The organism is Singulisphaera rosea, assembly GCF_054877945.1.
This window is the reverse complement of record NZ_JBTYIP020000005.1, coordinates 153,959-171,969: the sequence shown is the minus strand read 5'-3', so window position 1 is coordinate 171,969 and position 18,011 is coordinate 153,959. Positions and strand designations below refer to the sequence as shown.

Sequence of the window (18,011 nt, the reverse complement as noted above, 5' to 3'; positions counted from 1 at the left end):
CCTCTAGATCTGACGATCGGATCCGGATGCCTTCGACGTCCTCTTCCTCATTTTGGACGCCTTCCGCCCGTTGTTCCGCCCGTTGACGCGGGTCACCGTCACCGGCAGGATTGGCCGTCGGACGGATTCGAGCGAGAGGCCTGCCCGCAATGCGCAAAGGACCCCGACGGCTTCGAGATGGTTTTCAACGACGTGGAATTGACCAGACGCCCAGGGCAGGGCGGCGATGTCATTGCGCATCAAATTGACGTTGTCGCGGACGGCGATGACCGGAATTCCTTGCTCGAGGGCCGCAAGGACGGGAAGGCCGAGGCAGCCGTCCGGCGTGATCAGGCAGGAGACGTCTCGCGCCCCGAGGATCGACGGGTGATCGAGTGCGGCGGCGTCGGTCACGATCCGAGGGCTTCGCTGGAGGCCCTTGAGGATCGACTGGAGGAAGGTGATCGAGACGGCCTCGGCCGCCATCCTCGGATCGACGATACCAGGGTCGGCCGACTCGATCTCCTCGGATTCGATCATCGGTGAGTGGGCCGAGGGGATCCCGCGCAGGAGTGACAGGGCGTGCGTGAAGATGGCTTCGACGCCCCCCCAGGGGTTGACCATCTCGCCGCCGCTTTCGAAGTAGTCCTGGTGGAACTCCGGGGGGACGTCGATGACCGACGACACCGCCAACGCGTCGAACTCATGGGAATACGGGGCGATCGCGTCGAGGAAGACGGAGAGGTTATCGACGCGACCCGCGGCCCGGCCCGAGGCCGTGTAACTGGAGACGAGCTTGACCGGCGGGTCGAGCATCAGGATCCGGGGGCACTCGAGTCCGTAGCAGGCCCGCGCGGCATTCATGGAATTGATGGCCGCGTTCGAGTAGGCAACTTCCTCGTGGCGATCGATGACCAATAGGACGCGGTTCGACCTCGTGCGTTGAAGTCCCGCCGTCCCCATCAGGAGCCGGCAGATCACGCTCCCTTCGACGTACAAGGTGTTCTCGGTCATCTCGTTGATGTCCGAGCCATTCACGACGTTCGGATGCGTGATCAGCGTATCGGCCACGCTGGCGATGAGTCGCGCGACCGGCCCGGCGTCGCCAGCATGCCCCCCGAGCGTCGCGTGGACGCCCGTCGGGACGAGGAGGACGACGTTGAACGCGTCCGTATTCTCGAAAAGGCGTTTCCGGAACCCGAAGATCGAAGGAACCTCCGGCGTCTCCCCAGGGTCCACAGCGAGCAGCCCGACCTCGCAACGATAGTTGCACTCGTCAGTCACCGAGACGACGAACCGGACGGGAAACTCGCCGGGTGGGAGGCCCTCGGAAACGCCCTTGGCGAAGCTCGAGAGCAGGTTGCGATGCCCGGGGACGAGGGGAAGGTCCAACTCGCGTTCAAAGAGACGCATCGCCGGTGGCTCCGGAACGGGAGAGGAAGTCGTCGTAAGTGAAACGCCTGCGGAGCACGAGCCGGCCTTCGGCCGTCATCGAGTAGATCGTCGGGAGGTTGACCCCGTTGAACATGTGAGACTTGACCATCGCGTAAGCCCCGACGTTCGGCATGACGACGCGTGAGCCGAGCTCCAGCCGCCTCGAGAAGGAATACTCGCCGAAGAGGTCGCCGGCCAGGCAGGTGCATCCGGCGAGCAGGTAGTCGTACTCGCCATCGTCTTCATGCCCGAGCACGTCGGGCTCGAATTGGTACTCGAACACTTCCGGGAAGTGGTTGACCGTCGTGTCCAGGACCGCGACGACTCGGTTGCCCGAGCGGAAGACGTCGATCACCTCGGCGACAAGGTAGCCCGCGTCCCGGACCAACGCCGCGCCCGGTTCGATGAAGACTTCGAGGTCCTGGCGGGATCTCAGGAGCGCCACCGCTTCGGCTAGTATCCCGAAGCCGTCGGGATTGTCGAAGACGTAGCCCCCTCCCAGGTTGAACCACTCGAGGCCGGGGAGCAGGCCTCGGAGGCGTTCCTCGACGTGTCGTACGGTCCGCAACCAGGGCTCGAAGTCGGGGCTGTCGCAGTTGGTGTGGAACTGGAGGCCCTTGAGGCCATCAAATGCGGCGGGATCCTGGCGATGGGCCTTCACAAGCCGATCGATCGGAGCCCCGAGCTTCGAATACGGTCGGCACGGGTTGTATCGGGGGTCGTCGACCAGCGGCAGTTGGGGGTTGATGCGCAGCCCTGCCTTCGAGGGCCCGCACAAAGTCCCCGCCAGGCGCTCGAACTGACTGAGCGAGTTGAAGGCCACGTGGTCGCAGAAGCGGTCGATCTCCGCCATCTCGGCCGCCCGGAAGCCTGGAGTCGTGATGTGGACCGAGCCGGAATCGCCAATCACCGACCGCGCGAGCCTGGCTTCAAAGGGTGAGCTCGTCGCGAAGCCTTCGACGTGCGGCGTCATCAACTCCAGGACGAACGACGCGGCCATGGGCTTGAGTGCATAGAGGAGCTTGCACCCGGCCACTTCGCACGCCCGACCCGCGACCTCGAGCGCATCAAGGATCGAAGGCTCGTCTATGACGAACGCCGGAGTTTCCACCTCGGGCCACACCGAGACAAGATTCATCGTGCGGGAGCCCGCCTCGATCCCATGACCCCCTGCGCCAATACGGCTTCGCCCCAACCTCCGAGGCGGTCTTCCTGGCTGAGGAGGTTCCGGTGGAATATACCCCCGATCGTCGGCCCTTGCGGATGATCCCATCGTCGCCTCGTCCCGTTCTCGACGTCGCCGTGACCGATGGAGATCCGGCCCGGGCCCCAATCCAAGCATTCGACGACCGACGCAACGCCTTGGAAGGCCCGGAAGGAAGCCCTGCCCGATCGCGCCCCATTCCAAAGAATTCGGGGTCTTTCCGGCCTTTTTTGTCTCAATGCCAACCTTGAAGATGCGGATCGACTCGGCTATTTTATCTGAACACCTCAAACGTCCAAGTCGCATGTAGCGAGGCAACAGGACGTAGGACGATCACCCGGGGGAGTTCTTCGCGATGCGAACCAGCGTCGGGAACCGTAGGCGCTTGGTTGGAATTTCCGCGGTCACGATGCTGGTTCTCGTGATTCCCGCGTTCAAAGTTCGAGCCCAGACGCCAGCACCGGCCCCCGCACCCACACCCTCTCGCGGGACGCCTGGCGGCTCGGTCGCCGGATCGCCCAGGTATCGGGTGAACTACCGACCGTCCAGTTCGCAGCCGTGGCAGTTGTACGCGGAGGCCCGGACGAAGGACAAGGCCAATGCGACCGCGGCCGAAGTCCGTGAGTCGGGCTACGAGGCCGAGGTCGTCACCAACGCAACGCCACTCCCGCAACCATATCCCGACGTCTCCGAGTCTAGCGCCTCATCATATTACCCCACATCAAACTGGTCGAACGACTACAACTATTATTCCGTCCCCGGCGGGGGATACAACTACGGTTGGTGGGGGGGTACGAACCCGTCCTACGGCTACCGTTCCTACCCCACTTACTCGGCCGGGACGGGATCGAGCTGGACCAGCGGAAACTGGCGTGGCCACGGCTGGAACGGCGGTTGGCGACGCGGGAGTGGCGGCTACGGCTGGTACGGCGGGACCGGCGGCTACGGCGGTTGGGGCGCGAGCCACCGGAACTGGAATTACAACCACTCGAGCCGGGGCTCGCACTGGAGCCATAGCGGCCGACATAGCTTCACCGCCCACCACGGCTATCACGCACACTCCGCGACCGCCGGCCATCATTATGCCGGACATCACGCGGCCGGGCGCCACTCGAGCCACCACACGAGCGACCATCGCGGGACCGGCCATGCCGGCCACGGAGGCCGGACCGCCGGCCGGAACGGGAATCATCAGGCCGGGGGCCATGGGCGCGGGGGCGGAAGCCGTTCGGCCGGGCATCACGCCGGCGGCCACGGCGCCCGGCATAACGATCCCTGAGGGGCGCCCGACGCTCCTTCGCCTCATTTTTCGTCGTCCCTCGACCCGACCAAACTACGAAGAGGTTCGATCAACGATGATTTATTCGATATTCTCGAGAAACCTCCGACGGTTCGTCATCGTCATACTCCTCGCAGCGGGTGCCCCGACGATGAGCGTGGCCCAGCAGGGACCTGACGCCAAACCGATCGAGCAATGGGTCCAGCAGTTGAAGGACGCGGACCCCGCTCAGCGCCGACAAGCGGCGGTCTCGCTCGGCTCGTTCGGACCCGACATCACGAAGTCGGCCATCCAGGCCCTCGGGCAGACGCTCGCCGATGCCGATAAGAACGTGAGGCACGCCGCGATCCTCTCGCTGGGGAACTACGGCCCGTCGGCCAAGATTGTCCTCCCGGCCATCCGAGCCGCCGTCAAGGATCAGGCACCCGCAGTCCGCCGTGCCGCGGTCTTCGCCATCGGCAACATCGGCACCCCGGCCAAGTCGGCGGTACCTGAGCTGATCCAGGCCCTTGGCGACGACAACGAGAACGTGCGACATGCCGCGGCCTACGCGCTCGGCAGCGTCGGCGAAGAGGCCAAGTCCGCCGCCGAGGCGCTCGGCAAGGCCGTCGCAGGCGACTCCGACGCCGACGTCCGACAGGCGGCCGCCTTCGCACTCGGCGAGATCGGACCGGACGCCGCCGACGGTATCGACTCGCTCGCCAAGGCCCTCGAGGATGCCGACGACGGCGTCCGCAAGTCCGTCGTCGAAGCCCTCGCCTCGATGGGCCCCGAGGCGAAGTCGGCCGTCGACGCCCTGGCGAAGGTCATGCTCAACGACAACGACTTCGCCATCCGACGCTCCGCGGCCTATGCCTTCGGCGAGATGGGCCCGGAGGCTCGCGGTGCGACACAGTCCCTCGCCCAGGCCCTTCGCGACCCGGATCCGGGAGTCCGCCACGACGCGGCCCAGTCGCTTTCCGTCATCGGCCCCGACGCCAAGGCGGCTGTCCCGGCGCTCGCCCAGGCCCTCGTCGACGAGGACGTCGAGGTCAAGAAAAAAGCCGCGTTCGCCCTCGGCGAGATCGGCCCCTCGGCCAAGGACGCCTCCGACGAGCTCGGCCGGGCGCTCAGCGACCCGGATGAAGACGTCCGCAAGGCGGTCGTCTACGCCCTCGCCGCGATCGGGCCCGGGGCCAAGCCCGCCGTCCCCGCCCTCATCCAGACCTTCCGCGACAAGGTCGAGAGCGTCCGACTCGGGGCGGCCTACGCCCTCGGCGAGATCGGCCCCGACGCCGTCGAGGCGGTCCCGACCCTCATCAACTTCCTCCGCGACCCCGACGACGACGTTCGCCAGGAAGTGGCGTTCGCCCTGGGCGAGATCGGCGACAACGCCAAGCCCGCTCTTCCCGCCCTCCAGGCCGCCCTCCAGGATCGCTCGGGCGTCGTCCAGACTGCGGCCCGGGAAGCCATCGACAAGATCAACGACACCGATGGCGAAGAAGACGACGACTCGGACAACGCTCAGACTCCCCCTAATACCAAGCCTGACGCCAATATCAACAACCAGGGTGAGGCCAACCCAGCTCCCCCCGACAACGATCAACCAGCGACCAGGCCGATCCGACGCAATCGGCGCACGCGTCGTCCGCCCCCTCCCAACTGACCACGGATCCTACGATCCCGCCCGCACCGCATGCCTGTCCGATTGATTGACCTGCGAGGTGAGAATCTTTCCTGCCGCACCTCATTGACTCGGCCCTGGCTCGGACTTAGCCTGACGAGATGGATTCCGACGTCGTCCGTCTCATTCCTCTCCCGTAGGTCAACCGGAGATTCGTCCCATGGCAGAGGCCAAGGCTCCCCACAACACCGAATGCGGCTCGATCCTCTCACGACGCGAGTTCGTCAAGGCCCTGGGGACGACCGCGATCGCGGCCTCGGTCCCGTTGATCGGAACTCGTGGGGCCTCGGCCGCCGCACAGGGCCCCACCTCCTCGGCGGCCGCGGAAACGGCCGTGGCCCGCTTCTTCAAGACGCTGAAGGACGATCAACGAAAGCTTATTTGTTTCCCGTTCGACCACCCGCTACGTTCGCAGGTCCGGAACAACTGGGCCATCGTCAAGCCGACGATCGGCGACATGTCGACAGAACAGCAGGCGCTCTGCGAGGAGATCTTCAAGAACCTCTGTAGCGAAGAGGGCTACGAACGGTTCAAGAAGCAAATGGACGACGACTACGGCGGGTTCGACAGCTACCACGTCGCCGTCTTCGGAGAGCCCGGCACCGACAAGCCGTTTGAATGGGTGATCACCGGTCGTCACGACACCCTCCGGGCCGACGGCAACAGTGTCGATGGCGCCGCGTTCGGCGGGCCGATCTTCTACGGACACGCCGCCGACGGCCACAACAATGAGGATTCCAAGCACACCAACAACGTCTGGTGGTATCAGGGCCAGCAGGCGAACAAGATCTTCGGCACCCTCGACGAGAAGCAACGCGCCAAGGCGCTTGTCGCCAAAGGCGAGGCGGACGATGCACGCTCGGTCAAACTCCAGGGCGAGAAGCTCGGCGAGGCGGGCCTCGCCGTCTCCGAGCTCGACGGCCAGCAGAAGCAGATGGTCCAGCAGCTCCTCAAGGACCTGACTCGGCCCTTCCGCGCCTTCGACGTCGAGGAAGTCCAGGAGTGTCTCCGCGACGCCGGCGGCGTCGACAAGCTCCGCCTGACCTACGCCAAGGAAGACGACATCGGCGCTGACCAGGTCTGGGACATCTGGAAGCTCGAGGGCCCGGCCTTCGCCTGGTACTTCCACGGTTCGCCGCACGTCCACACTTGGGTCAACGTCGCCCACCAGGCCCCGAAGGCCTGAACGGAGTGAGTGGCCACACCATGAAACGAGGACGCCCGCGGTAAATTCCGCGGGCGTCCTCGTTTCGATGGATTGTGACGAACACCGCCGGGCCTTAAGAGCAGCCCATGCTGTTGCCGCAGTTGAAGCAGCGGTAGCAGGTGCCGCACCGGACCGTGAGGGCGCCGCAGTTATCGCAGGCCGGGGCGTCGCTCTGGAAGTGGGCGAACTGCTTCTCGCGACCTTCCGGGCCGTCCTCGAGCGGGGAAATCGGCGTGATCTGATGGACCTCGCTCACGGCCTGGACGTGTTCGAGGTCTTCGATCGTCGCGGTCCGGTGTCCGTTCACCTTGACGACGGGCGCGGGCTTGGGGGGCTCGGAGTGTTCGTCGGTCGGACGCTGCGGGGCGTTGGCCTCGCGGTAGCCGGGGATGAACTCCATGCCGAGCCAGCGGAAGATGTAATCCGCGACGCTCTTGGCGATCGGGATGTCCGGGTTCTGGGTGAAGCCGGCCGGCTCGAATCGGCTGTGGGCGAACTTGTTGACGAAGACGTCGAGCGGCACGCCGTACTGGAGGCCGATCGAGATCGACGTCCCGAGCACGTCCATCAGGCCGCCGATGGTCGAGCCCTCCTTGGCCATGGTGATGAACACCTCGCCGGGCCGGCCGTCGAGGTAGAAGCCGACGGTGACGTATCCCTCATGCCCCTGGATGTTGAACTTGTGGGTGAGGCTCTGCCGCGTGTGAGGTAGGCGCTCGCGACGCGGGCGAGCCGCGGGAGCGGCAGGGGCCGGGGCAGCCACGACCGCCGGAGCTGGGGCGGGGGAGGGGGAGGGGGAGGGGGTCACGACCGGAGCCGCGGCCACTTCGGCCTTCGCCTTGCCATCCGAATCCGACTTCGTATTTACCGGCTGGCTCCCCTTGGAGCCGTCTCGGTAAATCGCCAGGGCCTTCAGTCCCAGTCGCCATCCTTCGAGATAGGCATTGCGGATGTCCTCGATCGTCGCGTCGTTCGGGACGTTGCAGGTCTTGGAAATCGCGCCGGAGAGGAACGGCTGGACGGCCGACATCATCCGAAGGTGGCCGAGGAAGTGGATGCTCCGCCCCCCCTGCGGCGGCGCGAACGCACAGTCGAAGACCGGCAGGTCGTGGGAGTCGATCCCGGGCGCCCCTTCGATCGTGTCGTGGGAGTCGATGTAGTCGAGGATGCCTCGGATCTTCGGCTCGTCGTAGCCAAGCTTCCGGAGCGCCATGGGCACGGTCCGGTTGACGATCTTGAGCATGCCGCCGCCGGCCAACGACTTGTACTTGACCAGCGCGATGTCGGGCTCGACCCCGGTCGTGTCGCAATCCATCATGAACGCGATCGTGCCCGTCGGCGCCAGGACGGTCACCTGGCTGTTGCGGTAACCGTGACGGCGGCCGACTTCGAGGCACTCGTCCCAGGTCGCTCGGGCCTCCGCGAGCAGGTCGGCGGGGACCGTGGGATCGATCGACTCGACGGAGTCGCGGTGCATCTCCATGACGCGGAGCATCGGCTCGCGGTTGAGGGCGAAGCCATCGAACGGACCGAGGTGCCCGGCGTGTTCGGCGCTCGAGAGGTACGCCTGCCCGTGCATGATCGCCGTGATCGCACCGGCGAGGGCACGTCCTTCGGCCGAGTCATACGGCAAGCCCGAGGACATGATCAGGCTGCCGAGGTTCGCGAAGCCCAGTCCCAGCGGGCGGAACTTGTGGCTGTTGCCGGCGATCCGGTCGGTCGGGTAGCTCGAATGGTCGACCAGGATCTCCTGCGCCGTGATGAAGATCCGGCAGGCCGCCCGGAACGACTTGGCGTCGAAGCTGCCGTCCTCGCGGCGGAACTTCATCAGGTTGATCGACGACAGATTGCAGGCGGAGTCGTCGATGAACATGTACTCGCTGCACGGATTACTCGAGTTGATCGGCGCCGTGTTGGGGCAGGTGTGCCAGCGCTGGATCGTGTCCTCATACTGCATGCCCGGGTCGCCGCAGAGCCAGGTCCCCTCGGCGATCTTGTCCATCATCATCTTGGCCGAGAACGACTCCATCGGCCGGCCGGTCGTGACGGCGCGGGTCGTCCAGTCGTCGCCGTTCTCGACCGCCCGGAGGAACGCGTCGGTGGCGCGGACCGAGAGATTGGCGTTCTGGAACATGACCGAGCTGTAGGCTTCGCCGTTGAAGTTGGCCTCGTAGCCCGACTCGATCAGCGTCTGCGCCTTCTTCTCTTCCTTCGTCTTGCACTCGATGAAGTCGAGGATGTCGGGATGCCAGACCTTGAGCGTCTGCATCTTGGCGGCGCGTCGGGTCTTGCCTCCCGACTTCACAACGCTCGCGACGGCGTCGTACACCCGCATGAAGCTGACCGGGCCCGAGGGCTTGCCGCCGCCGGTGAGCTTCTCACGGCTCGAGCGGAGCGACGAGAGGTCCGTGCCGGTCCCGCTGCCGTACTTGAAGAGCATCGCCTCAGAGGTTGCCAGCCGCATGATGTCCAGCATGTCGTCGGAGACACTCTGGATGAAGCAGGCCGACCCTTGGGGATACTGGTACGCGCTCTCGGCCTTGACGACGGTCCGGGTCTCTTCGTCCCACCGCCAGTTGTTGGCTGAGCCGGTCAGGCCGTAGTTGTGGTAGAGGCCGACGTTGAACCAGACCGGCGAGTTGAACGAGCCGTACTGGTTCACGCAGAGGGTCGTCAGCTCGTCGTAGAACCGGTCGGCGTCCTCGGTGCTCGCGAAGTAGCCGTCCTCACGACCCCAATCCGAGATCGTCCGGCTCACGCGGTCGACCAGTTGACGGACGCTCGTCTCACGCTCCGGGGTATTCACCTCGCCGTAGAAGTACTTGCTGACCACGACGTTGGTGGCCAACTGGCTCCACGACTTCGGGATCTCGCACCCGGTCTGCTGAAACAGAACCCTTCCGCGCTCGTCTTTGATCTCCGCCGTCCGCAAGTCCCAATCGACCAGGTCGAACGGATTGACGCCCTCGGTGCTGAATACGCGAGGGACCGCCATGCCCGAACGCCCCTGGCCTGTCCTCGACTCCGAAGTCCCCTTCGTCGTCCGCTCGTCAACGGTCGCCATGGACGGTCTCCCGAAATCCACCAACTGTACACTGCACCACGTTGCCGCTTGTATAGTGTGAACTGTCGTCTCGGGTCAAGTCAATTCTTGCGAGTTTCTTTCGCGAGGAAAGTTTTTCGGAGAATTGACTGCCCGAGTCCGTTCCGACACTCGGGTTCGTTCGTCCCACGCGTCCTGCGAACGTTCTCAGAGGACTGGGGCCGCCGGGCCTCGATTCGACAGGGATCGCCTTGCGTTGGCAGGGCTCAATCGTTGGTGCAACCAAATATCCATTCTACACAACGTCTGGCCGCTTGTGAGAAATTGGGGAAGCCGGGGACGATAAGTAGAAACAGGAGTGCCGTCTTTAGCGACTATAGCCGCGTCGGAGGTCGTGATGAACGAGTTCGTCGACCTGTTTTGATTCTTGGATTCTTCACTGGGGCCGAGGCGGCGAATGCAACTGCGAACGAGACGGGGACGATTCGGCTTGAGCATTTCGCTGCCGACAGCTTGTCCGAAAGGACCTCGAAAATCAAAAGCCGTTCCTCACCCGGTCGATGACGGGAAAAGAACGGCAACTTCGGCATCGAAAGTGGGCGGATCTGGAAAAGAGACATCCCAAGTTCGCCATGAGGCGCACTCGGGATGTCAATGATTCGCGTTTGACCAGGCGACGATCGCGGTCAGGTCAGGCGGAGGTGACGACCTGGGTGATCTTGATCATGGTGTAGGGCTGACGGTGGCCCTTTCGACGACGCATGTTCTTACGACGTCGGAATTTCTGAATGATGATCTTCTTGTCGCGGAACTGATTGACAATCTTGGCGACGACCTTGGCTCCTTCGACCAGCGGAGCTCCGATGGTCGCGCCGTCGGTCCCGGCGATGAGCAAGACCTTCGGGAAGATGACTTCGCTGCCGGGGTCGCCCTGACGCCGGTCGACAACGATTTGGTCTCCCTCACTCACCCGAAACTGGTGACTACCGTCCTCAAAGATCGCGTACATCCATCAAGCTCCTCGCGAACCGGGCCGAAGTCGGCGAATGGTAGGGCCGGGTCCGTTTTCTCAATCTCGACCGACGCCGGCCCCCCCGCATGGAGAACGTTCCCACTTCTTGAATTCGCGGAGGGCGACTACGGAAAAGGTCGAATTATACCTCGAGCTTGCGCCGAGGGGAAGGCCATCGTGGAGACGTCTCGGTACTCGGTACCCCGGTACGCCAGGCCGGTGGAGCGACGTCCCGCGGACGGATCAGGTCAGGACGGGCCGGCCCCCCAAACAGGGGACCGGCCCGCGGTTGGAACTCGAAGTCGTTCGACCCGACTTAGTGGGACCGCCGACCGGTCGGAGTGGGTTGGGGCAGGAGACGAATCTCCGCGTTAGCACCGTCGAAGCAGTCGATCTGGAGGTGCTCGGCGGACGCCTCTCCCTCGGTCCGAATGTGGATGGTCATGTTGGCCTCCAACTCGATCCGAGCGATCTCGCGCCGCTTCCGGTTATTCAGGAAGGCCGCAACCGCCGGGCTCACGCTGATGTTCACGCGACGGATGTCGTCGCGGTGCGAGGCCAGGGCGAGGAGCCGCATGACGTCGATCGACATGCTCTCGACGGTCTTGACGACACCCGCACCGCCGCAGTTCGTGCAGTCCTCGTAAACGGATCGCTTCAGGCTCGGCCGGATCCGCTGGCGAGTCATCTCGATGAGGCCGAACGCGCTCATGCGGAGGACCTTGGTCCGGGCACGGTCGCGTTTGATCGCATCGCGAAGGGCCCGTTCGACGCCTCGACGGTGGCGTTCGTCACGCATGTCGATGAAGTCGTTGACGATTACGCCGCCGAGGTCTCGGAGCCGGAGTTGACGGGCGATCTCCTTGGCCGCACGGAGGTTCATCTCGTACGCGGTCCGCTCGGCGTCGTTCTCGACCCGGAAGTTCCCCGAATTCACGTCGATGGCGACGAGGGCCTCGGTCTGGTCGATGACGATCGACCCTCCCTCGGGCAGCGGGACGTGCCGGCGTTGGATCTTGGCGATCTCGTCCTCGATGCCGTACTTGTGGAAGAGAGGGGCCTTCTCGTCGTACAGCTTGAGGCGGTTGACGAACCGCGGCATCACGACCCGGAGGAACTCCTGGGCACGCTCGAACGCGGCGGGCTCGTCGATCCAGATCGTGTCGATCTCGGAGGTGAAGATGTCGCGAATCGTTCGCGTGATCATGTCCGATTCTTGATAAATCGGGGCAGGCGTTCGGGCCTTCTTGATCCTCCGGAGGATCACCTTCCAGAGGCGAAGCAGGTAGGCGAGGTCGCGGGCCAGCTCGCGCTTGGTGCGCTCGAGGCCGGCAGTCCGGACGATGAATCCGAGCCCCTTGGGGGGATTCAGCTCGTTCATGATCTCGCGAAGCTTGCGGCGCTGGGCTTCGTCGGCGATCTTCCTGGAGACGCCGACCCGGTTCAAGCCGGGCATGAGGACGAGGTAGCGGCCGGGGATACTGATGTAGGTCGAGAGGGTCGGACCCTTCGTGCCGATGCTCTCCTTGATGACCTGGACGAGGACCTCGTCGCCGCGGCGGAAGACTTCCTGGATCGGCGGCTTGGCCATCCCCCGCCCGCGGGTGAACCGGTTGCCGCCGCGTCCGCCCTCGGGCTCGGCACGTTCGTCGCCGCGTCGAGGACGAGCCTCGACCGGCCCTCGGAGGCCCATCTCTCGCTCGAGCTCGGCGATCTCGGCGATCTCCTTGCGGATTTCCTCCTCGAGCTCGGGGTCGATCTCTTCGTCGACCGCCGCCGGGCGCCGAGCCTCTTGGAATTCATCGGAGGTCAAATCGTCGTCGTCGACCTCGTCCACGGTCTCGTCGCCGAAGTCGAAGTCGTCGATCGCGGGCTCGAGCTCGAGATCGGGATCGGCCGACGCGCCGGGCCTCCGGGATGACTCGCGGGGGGCGCGGGGCTCGACGGTCTCGACATCGTCGAGGAATTCGGTTTCGTCCTCCTCGGACGAGGACGTGACCTCGGAGCGATCGCGTTCACGACGTCGTCCTCGACGTCGACGACGCCGACGCGGGCCATCGGCCTTGGAAGCGCCCGAGTTCGCGTCATCACCGGCGCCGGCGTCATCCTCGCCCTCGACCTCGTCGACGTCGGCCTCGGCGATCGGTTCGAGCCAGTCGAAATCGGGAGTTGGCAATTCGGGGCCGAACGGATCGGTCGGACGCGATCGCTCTCGGCGCGGGACATATCCCGGCTCACCCGCCCGATCATGCGGCTTGGAACGCTCGCGAGGGGCCTCGGGCTCGGCGGCACGGCCGCGCTCGACGTCCCTCGGACGTTCGCGTTCGCGTTCGCGCTCGCGCTCGCGGCCACGTTCGCGTTCGGGCTCGGCGGATCGATAGCGCGATTCGGGTTCGAATTCCGGAGCCGCACCACGCGACCGCTCGGTCACGGGTTGATCGCGCACACGTTCGGGTGTGGGTCGCTCGACGATCGGCTCGCGGGATCGCTCGAGGGCGGGGCGCTCGACGACCGGCTCCCTCGGACGCTCCGGCAAGGGGCGCGGCTCGACGACCGGCTCCCTCGGGCGTTCCGGCAACGCGCGCTCGACGACGGGTTCACGAGGACGCTCGGGGGCGAATTCGCGTTCACCGCCCCGGGAACGGATCGCCGCACGACCACCGCGCCGCTTGGGTGGAAGCTCGGGAAAGTCTTCGGCGACCAGATCCGCAGGCTCCTCGACGCCCGGTGATTTCGGTAGGGACTCGAGCTCGGGTTCCGGCGAGGAGAGAATCGGATCGGGCGCCGACCGACTCCCTCGACCGCGGCCGCGTGACCGCCTCGGCTCGCGAGCGGGCGGCGGCTCCGGAGCCGAGTCGATCGGGTCGGCCGTCCGACCTCGATCCAGGTCCTCGAAATCGAAATCGACCGGACGTGCCGGGGCGGGCGGGGGAGGGGGCGTCGATGCGGCCCCGCGTGAGCGTTGTGTGCGGCTCGGGGGGAGGTCGGGATCGAACGGCTCGGGAGCCCGGTCAACCCGACCGTACAGGTCGTCGGGAGCCGTTGCCCGAGGCTCACGTTCCCGATCTCGATCTCGATCTCTGTCGCGGTCGCGGTCGCGGTCGCGATCCCGTTCCCGATCGCCACGGACCCGCTCGCGTTCCGGGGCGCGGGGTGCCGGGGCGTCGTCAGCCCAGGAGACCGGAGAGGGAGCCTCGCCCCAAGGGGAACGAGGTTCCTCGCGGATCGGCTCGGGTCGAGACGGTTCGCGGGATTGGGGAGGGGAGGGTCGGTCGTCGGCCAAACCCTCACCGAAAGGCCTGGCTTCCGAGCGGTCACGACGCCCTCGTTCGGAGAGGTCGGGCCGTTCGCGATCACGGTCTCGGCCTCGGTCTTCACCCCGCGGGGGGGGAGGCGCACCGCCCGAGTCGCGGTCGTCGACGCGAGGACGGCGCCGGTCGTCGCGATCACGACGAGGTTCGCGCGGGGCGGGCGCCGGCTCGGTTTCGTCGAGCAGCCGCTGATAATATTGCGGCTCCACGTCGGAGATGTGGAGGAAGCCGTTGCGGCCGACCGAGAAATCGACGAATGCGGCCTGGATCGCCGGTTCGAGGTTGACGATCTTTCCTTTGTAGATGTTGCCGGTATAACTCTCGTGACTGGTCCGTTCGACATAGAGCTCCTCGAGGACGCCATCTTCGACGATGGCGATTCGGCATTCCTCGGGTTGGAGCACGTTGATCAGCATTTCTTTCTTCATGCGGTCATCTTTCTGACACGATCGCGGTGTGCATTGGTCGGGTAAGGGGTTCTCGGCTCGAGAGGCCGGTCGGGGCGACGGTTCGGACTCGATCTCGGGTCCTGCGTGCGCCGCCTCCGCCTCGGGAGGCCATGTCGAAAACCCACCTCGGTCAGGAGACTAGTTGCACGTCGGTGCGAACCAGAATCGACCCATTCCCCAGCAGGTCGCGCAGCTCGAGGGCGTCAATCACTTCCTCAGGGCGAGCCGAACCGCTTGGGGAGATCTTCATTCGGAATCGGAGGAGGCCGGAGTCGTCGAATCCGGCGTCGAGGACGAACGGGCGAAGGTCGATCGCGACGGTACGATCGGGACGATGTCGCGTGTACGGCCACTGCGTCTCAGCCAGGAATTGGTCTAGGCGGGCCCGCGCGGCCTCGAGACGCTCGATGGGGACGTCGAATTCGTACGCCACCACGTCGGGTTGCGAGGCGCGACCGGGGTTCACCGCCTCGACGTCGAGCCAGTCGAAGCCGGGAGGGGCGACATCAATGAGTCGTCGAAGGACGTCGTCCGGTTCCATCGGCTCGGCCAGTTCGATCTCGACCACTTCCCGACGCCCCTCGATCCCCAACGCCAAGGCGAGCGTGAACACCACCTTGGGGCGGGGGTTGAAGCCCTGGCTGTGGGCCAAGGGGAGCGAAGCTCGGCGCGCCATCCGCTCCAAGCACCGCATCAGGTCGTGATGGCTGATGAGTCGAAGATCGCCACGTTTGGCGAAGCGAAGTCGCACCTTGGTCGCTGTCATCATTTGCGGCGTGGTCGGGCCCCGGGAGGGGTCCGCATCGTCCGCCGATCGCGAAAGGTCCTCGAACGTCTTCGATGGGCGAGGGCCGCACGACCGCCGGGCGGTCAAAGGACTCGGGTCTTACTCCAGGAGAAACTCGCGATTCCGACACCGAGCCGAAACCACGGACGATCGATTCGCCGGGCGCCGCGAGACCCGCCGACAATCCGGCGATTCGCGCCGGTCGCGGTCGATCTGGGGCGACCGATTGTGTTCTCGAAAAGGGGCTTCGTCACCGGGCACCACCCCGCCCTTGGTCGTGGGGCGTCGGCGTGTCCGGCAACGCACGCCGGAGCGCGTCCCGGAGTAACGCGGTGACCGCCTCCGAGGTATCCAGCCGGAGCGCCTCCGAGGCCAGGGCCCGGGCCTGCTCGGCATGGATCCCGCGGATCACCCGCTTGATTTCGGGGAGTTGGTGCGAGGGCATGCTCAACTGCCGCACGCCGAGCCCCATCAATAGCATCGCGTAGAGCGGTTCGCCCCCCATCGTCCCGCAGACGCTGACGTCGATCCCACGCGGCCTGGCCGCGTCGACGACCATCGCAATCAGGCGGAGCACGGCCGGGTCGGCGGCGCTATACAGGGACGCGACGGTCTCATTCGTGCGGTCGACCGCCAGGGCGTATTGGATCAGGTCGTTGGTACCAATCGAGAAAAAATCCACCTCCTTTGCGAATTGGTCGGCCACCACCGCGGCGGCGGGGACTTCGATCATGACGCCGACCGGCAGGTCGGCCCGGATCGTCACCCCTTCGGCCATCAGGTCGGATGCGACGTCGTTCAGCAACGCCCGCGCCTGGCGGAACTCGGCCAGGTTCGTCACGAGCGGAAACATCACCCGGACGTCGCCCAGGGCCCCGGCGCGGAGGATCGCGCGGAGCTGCGTTCGGAACAGGGCCGGGTCCCGGAGCGAAAGGCGAAGACTCCGGAGCCCCAGCACGGGATTCGGCTCGGCGAAGCCCGCGCTCTGATAGGAGACGAGCTTGTCGGCGCCGAGATCGAGGGTACGGATCGTGACCGGATGACCCTGGAGCGAGCGGACGACGGCGGCGTAGGACTCGAACTGCTCGTCTTCGCTGGGGGGCCGATCGCTGTTCAGATAAAGAAATTCCGTCCGGTAGAGCCCGACGCCCAAGGCGCCTCGTTCCAGGCACGGAGCGACCTCGCCGGGGAACTCGATGTTCCCCCAAAGGCCAACAGCCTCGCCGTCGAGCGTCACGGCGGGGAGCTTGGCCAGCCCTGCCAACCCTTCGAACCGAGCGGCCCGCTCGGCCGCGGCGCGTCGGTAACGCTCCTGCGTCGGCGGGTCGGGGTCGAGGACCACAAGCCCTTCGTCGCCGTCGATGATCACCCGCCGACTCTCCCGGGCGAGGTCGAGGAGTCGCCCGAGGCCGACGACGGCCGGGATCTCCAAAGCCTCGGCGACAATCGCCGTGTGGCTCGCACGCCCCCCGGCCTCGGTCGCGAAACCGATGACGCGTTCGGGGTCGAGACCGGCGGTCTCGCTCGGCGAGAGATCGTGGGCGAGGATGACGGTCGGACCGGTGACATCTTCGAGGGGATTCGCTTCGCGATGCCCGAGGAGTTGGCCGAGAATCCTGCGCTGAATGTCGCGGACATCAGCAGCCCGCGCGGCGAGGTGCGAATCGGTCATCCGCTCGAGGCGGGCGGCATGGACGTCGAGGACCTCGCGAACGGCGTGCTCCGCGGAGATCCGGCTCGATTCGATCAGGGTCCGGGCGTCGCGACGGAGCGTGGGGTCGGCGATCATCTGGGCGTGCGCGGCGAGAATATCGGCGTATTGCGGCCCGAGTCGCTCTCGAGCCTCGGCCTCGGCGAAGGCCGCTTCAGTCCGAGCGGCTTCGAGACCTTGATCGAGACGCTCCAACTCGGCCGGGATCGTCTCGGCCGGGATCGCGCGATGGGGAAGGCGTTGGCCGCGAGGGTCAATCACGAGGGGTGGCCCGATCGCGATTCCGGGACTGACGGCGATCCCTCGGAGGGTTTGCATCGTCATGGCATGACCCGGGGGCATCGGGACGCAGCCCCAATCGTCTGGGCGTCGGATCGTGGGTTCGGCCCGCAAAGGGCGTCGGTCGCCGCGACCCCGCCCGGCTCGTGGTTTAGGCGACTTCGGCTCCGGAGCCATCATGGAATAGGCTCCGGCTCACCCTCGTCATTCTCATAGAACTGGGCCAGGACGAGGGCCTCGAGGGCCTCGAGGGCCGCCTCGGCATCAACGCCTCGCGCCTCGATCTCAAGGCGGGTGCCGCGCTCGGCGGCGAGGGATGTCAGGTCCAGGATACTCTTCCCATTATACTGCGCCCCGTCGTGATAGACCCGGACCTCCGACTGGAACAGCAGAGCCAACTTGACGAACTTGTCGGCGGGCCGCATGTGCAAGCCGAGGCTATTGGTAATCTCGACTTGGCGACGGACGACGGGCGAATCGTGGCTCATCGGAGGCTCGATCGGCCTAGGCTCGGGAGACCACCGAATTCTTCGCAGAAGGGCGACGGTCTCGGGCCGGTAGTTTCATTCGTGGATTTCCGTCAACCCGCCCCTCACGCACGCGGGAGGGGGACGCCGGCGGTCATATCTCGACAAGGATCCGGGCGGTTTCGT

General features: G+C 65.7%; 11 protein-coding genes and 1 pseudogene. 3 read left to right on the top strand and 9 right to left on the bottom strand.

Going from position 1 to position 18,011, the window contains the following annotated elements:
• Positions 1–3: 3 nt before the first annotated feature.
• Together ACYOEI_RS11740 and ACYOEI_RS11735 are read right to left on the bottom strand one after the other, a co-directional pair.
• On the bottom strand, positions 4–1,392 hold the full coding sequence (locus ACYOEI_RS11740; protein WP_462849698.1) for a DUF3326 domain-containing protein: 1,389 nt from the start codon (positions 1,390–1,392) through the stop codon (positions 4–6).
• Entirely contained in the window at positions 1,379–2,551 is a 1,173-nt protein-coding gene (locus tag ACYOEI_RS11735; protein ID WP_462849697.1) for a type III PLP-dependent enzyme domain-containing protein, read from the bottom strand. The genes ACYOEI_RS11740 and ACYOEI_RS11735 overlap by 14 nt, the downstream gene beginning before the upstream one ends.
• A gap of 421 nt (positions 2,552–2,972) precedes the next feature.
• Between ACYOEI_RS11735 and ACYOEI_RS11730 the strand changes: the two genes are divergently transcribed.
• The 3 genes from ACYOEI_RS11730 to ACYOEI_RS11720 all read left to right on the top strand — a co-directional run bounded on the left by ACYOEI_RS11730 (position 2,973) and on the right by ACYOEI_RS11720 (position 6,745).
• Positions 2,973–3,896 carry a hypothetical protein gene (locus ACYOEI_RS11730; protein WP_462849695.1) on the top strand — a complete coding sequence of 308 codons (924 nt, stop codon included), beginning with the start codon at positions 2,973–2,975 and terminating at the stop codon, positions 3,894–3,896.
• Positions 3,897–3,972: 76 nt separating this feature from the next.
• Positions 3,973–5,541, top strand: coding sequence for a HEAT repeat domain-containing protein (locus ACYOEI_RS11725; RefSeq protein ID WP_462849694.1), 1,569 nt, complete (start codon positions 3,973–3,975; stop codon positions 5,539–5,541).
• 178 nt (positions 5,542–5,719) lie between these two features.
• Complete coding sequence (locus tag ACYOEI_RS11720) at positions 5,720–6,745, top strand: DUF3500 domain-containing protein (protein WP_462849693.1); 1,026 nt, start codon at positions 5,720–5,722, stop codon at positions 6,743–6,745.
• A gap of 94 nt (positions 6,746–6,839) precedes the next feature.
• Here the strand turns inward: ACYOEI_RS11720 and ACYOEI_RS11715 are convergent, their stop codons facing one another.
• The 7 genes and pseudogenes from ACYOEI_RS11715 to ACYOEI_RS11685 all read right to left on the bottom strand — a co-directional run bounded on the left by ACYOEI_RS11715 (position 6,840) and on the right by ACYOEI_RS11685 (position 17,846).
• Positions 6,840–9,830, bottom strand: coding sequence for a vitamin B12-dependent ribonucleotide reductase (locus ACYOEI_RS11715; RefSeq protein WP_462849691.1), 2,991 nt, complete (start codon positions 9,828–9,830; stop codon positions 6,840–6,842).
• Between the two features lie 670 nt (positions 9,831–10,500).
• Complete coding sequence (rplU, locus tag ACYOEI_RS11710; RefSeq protein ID WP_462849690.1) at positions 10,501–10,818, bottom strand: 50S ribosomal protein L21; 318 nt, start codon at positions 10,816–10,818, stop codon at positions 10,501–10,503.
• 319 nt (positions 10,819–11,137) lie between these two features.
• Positions 11,138–12,412: an Rne/Rng family ribonuclease gene (locus ACYOEI_RS11705; protein WP_462849918.1), complete on the bottom strand. Its 1,275-nt coding sequence runs from the start codon at positions 12,410–12,412 to the stop codon at positions 11,138–11,140.
• Between the two features lie 1,910 nt (positions 12,413–14,322).
• Positions 14,323–14,560, bottom strand: a pseudogene (locus tag ACYOEI_RS11700) (S1 RNA-binding domain-containing protein); the annotation flags it as partial.
• A gap of 151 nt (positions 14,561–14,711) precedes the next feature.
• Entirely contained in the window at positions 14,712–15,350 is a 639-nt protein-coding gene (locus tag ACYOEI_RS11695) for a TIGR03936 family radical SAM-associated protein (RefSeq protein WP_462849688.1), read from the bottom strand.
• 268 nt (positions 15,351–15,618) lie between these two features.
• Complete coding sequence (gene ptsP, locus ACYOEI_RS11690) at positions 15,619–17,403, bottom strand: phosphoenolpyruvate--protein phosphotransferase (protein WP_462849686.1); 1,785 nt, start codon at positions 17,401–17,403, stop codon at positions 15,619–15,621.
• 131 nt (positions 17,404–17,534) lie between these two features.
• A complete protein-coding gene (locus ACYOEI_RS11685) occupies positions 17,535–17,846 on the bottom strand; it encodes an HPr family phosphocarrier protein (protein WP_462849684.1) in 312 nt (103 codons plus the stop codon).
• Between the last annotated feature and the right edge of the window lie 165 nt (positions 17,847–18,011).